Consider the following 1,245-nt stretch of genomic DNA (forward strand, 5'->3'; position numbering starts at 1 on the left):
CAGCGAAACAATTCTGGGCGTTGTCGAGCGTGCGCCCGAGTGGATTCGCAAGGATCTTGCCGGCAGCGATGCGTCGGCGCGCGAAAGGGCCGAAGAAGCACTGGCCGCCATGATTGCCGATGCGATCGCCAAGGCAGGCCGACAATAACCCACGAAGCAATCGGGTGCCTGATACCCTTTTGTTTTGGTCGATAGTGTTGCAAGATGATCCAGCCTCTCGGATTTGGAGAGCGGCATGTCGCAATACGATTTCCTCAAGGACTTTCTTGAGCAATCGGGCAAGGATCACCTCTCGATGAGCTTTGCGCAGATTGCCGCAATCGTTGGCGGCCTGCCGCTCGCGGCATTTGATGACGATCGCTGGTGGGCAAATGACGACACCAATCGAGCGCGCCATGGTCAGCCCAAGTCCTGGCAAGCGGCAGGCTACCGGGCATCTGCGGATCGGCGCGAGAGAATTGTCCAGTTCGACAGGATTTGAGTCGCCATGTCGAGCAAGCCTGGGTTCAGACACTACGCTCCATAGTCGCCCGGCAGTCACGCAAAGGCACAGCGCCCTGCTACCTTTGCACTTTGAACTGCGAATCCCAACTCGGCCCGGCTGTGCGTCGGGCCTTCTTGTAACGGTTCATATTGCCCGGCGGATCGTTATTTTCGGCGATCAAATGCCCGATCTCTCGCCATTCGCCGCTATGCCGGTAAGTCTCGACAAACATGGCCCAAGTTCAACAGTGCTCTAAAAATAAGATGTGTTGTTCAATAGGTTATGAGTGCGCAAAAGTTTGTTTGCACTACATTTGGGGCTTTGAAGGCGGGCTCTGGTAGTCCGCTATGAAGTGCGAGTTCCAGCTGGAAGGGCAATGCCTGCGGCCTGGAAGGCACTGCCAACTTGTCCGGCGACATGAGTGAGGGTGGTGATGCTCCTGCCGGCCTTTTCGATGGACACCTGCTGTAGGCGGTCGAGGTCATTGAGCAGCGGCTGCCTTCGGGCTGGAAGCCGTGTGCCTCACACAGGCGCATCAGTTCCTTGGCGAGCACCAGGGCGAGGAACGGCGATCTGGCGTGCCGGGCTTTACACCGCTCGCGCGCAAGGCCGACTTTCAGCCGGCAGGCCCCGAATATCACGAGCCTGGCAGGTCGGAAAGCAAGTGAATTTTGAGACTCCGAAGCGCTCGGATCAACCCGTCCAGGCTTTCGAGTTCGACGACGTTCGAAGCTGACAAGCGTCTGGTCGCCGCGCGTTCG

The 1,245-nt window shown here is 58.2% G+C and carries 2 protein-coding genes; both read left to right on the plus strand.

The features are described from left to right. The first annotated feature begins 13 nt into the window (after positions 1–13). Complete coding sequence (locus SPHV1_RS26110; RefSeq protein ID WP_369817863.1) at positions 14–148, plus strand: DUF6771 family protein; 135 nt, start codon at positions 14–16, stop codon at positions 146–148. 87 nt (positions 149–235) lie between these two features. After that, on the plus strand, positions 236–481 hold the full coding sequence (locus SPHV1_RS04000; protein ID WP_054944769.1) for a hypothetical protein: 246 nt from the start codon (positions 236–238) through the stop codon (positions 479–481). The last annotated feature ends 764 nt before the right edge of the window (positions 482–1,245 follow it).

Origin of the sequence: Novosphingobium sp. KN65.2 (assembly GCF_001368935.1) — a bacterium.
GTDB classification, from domain to species: Bacteria; Pseudomonadota; Alphaproteobacteria; order Sphingomonadales; family Sphingomonadaceae; genus Novosphingobium; species Novosphingobium mathurense.